The following is a 1737-nucleotide window of genomic DNA, read 5'->3' as shown; positions in this document are numbered from 1 at the left end:
GGGCGGGGCGGGGGGACGATGCGCTTGGCGCGCAGGTCCTTGATGACCAGCCGGGTGATGGTCTTCAGCGTGTCCAGCACGCCGCGGCCGTTGGTGGCGGCCGTCTCGAAGTCGGGGACGCCGCGCGGGTTGAGCTCCCGGCGCAGCTCCTCCACGGACAGGGTGCCCTCCAGGTCGCGCTTGTTCCACTGCATCACCAGTGGGAAGCGATCCAACCGGATGCCGTTCTCCAGGAGGTTCTCCTCCAGGTTGGCCAGGGACTCGCGGTTGGCGTCCATGGCCTCCGCCTGCGAGTCCGCCACGAAGACGACGCCGTCGGCGCCCTGGAGCACCAGCTTGCGGGTCGCGTTGTAGAAGACCTGCCCGGGCACGGTGTAGAGGGCGAGCCGCACGGAGCAGTCGCCCACGCGCTCCACCTTCACCGGCAGGAAGTCGAAGAAGAGCGTCCGGTCGCCCTCGGTGGCGATGGACATCATCTCGCCGCGGTGGGCCGGGCGAACGGTCTCGTAGACCTTTCGCAGGGTCGTCGTCTTCCCAGACAGGCCCGGGCCGTAGAAGACGATCTTCGCGGCCACTTCGCGGGCCATCAGGTTCACGCTGCTCACGGTGTCAGCTTACCTAGAACGACTCGGCGTCTTGCGCCAGTTGCGGGGCAAACATTCGCGGGTGTTCCGGCCCGGTGCTCGGCGGCGAGCAGGGCGAAGAGGGCCGCCTCCTTGGCCTCCTCCGGGAAGCCCAGCACGTCCAGCCGCTCCAGCGGCACCGGGGCCAGCCGCGCCCGCAGGTCCTCCATCAGCGCCGGATTCCGCGTCCCCCCGCCCGAGGCATACACGGCCTCCAGGTGCGGGAAGCGGGGCCGCACCCAGGTCTCGAAGGCGCGCGCAGTGGCCTCCACGGTGAAGGCGCGCGCGGTGGCCATCAAGTCGTAGGGCCGCTCCGGCGCGGCTGCCCACAGCCGGTCCACCAGGGCCTCGCCGAAGCCCTCGCGGCCCGCGCTGCGCGGCGGGGGACGCGCGAGGAACGGGTGGGTGAGCAACTCCTCCAGGAGCGCCGGCAGCACCCGCCCCCGGGACGACAGGCTCCCGTCGCGGTCACACCCGAGCTGTCCGCCCGTCACCCGTCGCGCCAGCGCGTCCAGGATCATGTTCGCCGGCCCGGTGTCGAACGCGAGCGTGTCCTCCAGGCGCTCGCCCACGACGCTCACGTTGGCGATGCCGCCCAGGTTGAGGAACGCGCGCGTGACGCCCGGCCGCGCGCGGTTCCGGAAGACGGCCCAGTCCAGGTAGGGCACGAGCGGCGCGCCCTGGCCGCCCACCGCCATGTCGCGGGTGCGGAAGTCGCTGACGACGGACAGGCCCGTGCGCTCGGCGATGACGGCGGCCTCGCCAATCTGGAGCGTGGAGGGGGTGGGGGACAGGTCCGAGGGCAGGTGGGCCATCGTCTGGCCGTGGGAGCCGACGACGTGCACTTCTCCGGGGTCCACCCCCGCCCGGGCCAGCACGGCGAGGACGGCTTCGGCGAACTGTTCGCCCAGCTCGAAGCCGAGCGCGCACAGGCTCCGGGCGTCCTGGGGGCCCAGCACCCGCGCGACCAGGTCCGGCGCGAAGGGGCGGGAGACGTGGGCCAGGAGCTCGAGCTTCACGTCCGCGCCCGTGCCCTCCACGCGGCACAGCGCGGCATCCGCGGCGTCCACGCTGGTGCCGGACAGCACGCCCACGCACAGCCGGGGCGGCAGGG

The 1737-nt window shown here is 72.8% G+C and carries 2 protein-coding genes; both read right to left on the bottom strand.

All coding sequences use genetic code 11. The features are described from left to right. Positions 1-605 (bottom strand): GTP-binding protein (locus D7X12_RS41140; protein ID WP_244225094.1); only part of this gene is annotated, 605 nt, incomplete at its 3' end. After that, positions 602-1735, bottom strand: coding sequence for an anhydro-N-acetylmuramic acid kinase (locus D7X12_RS41135; RefSeq protein WP_120630541.1), 1134 nt, complete (start codon positions 1733-1735; stop codon positions 602-604). The genes D7X12_RS41140 and D7X12_RS41135, both read right to left, overlap by 4 nt. Between the last annotated feature and the right edge of the window lie 2 nt (positions 1736-1737).

The sequence above is a fragment of the Corallococcus sicarius genome (assembly GCF_003611735.1).
Taxonomy (GTDB): domain Bacteria; phylum Myxococcota; class Myxococcia; order Myxococcales; family Myxococcaceae; genus Corallococcus; species Corallococcus sicarius.
This window is presented reverse-complemented; position numbering and strand designations above follow the sequence as displayed.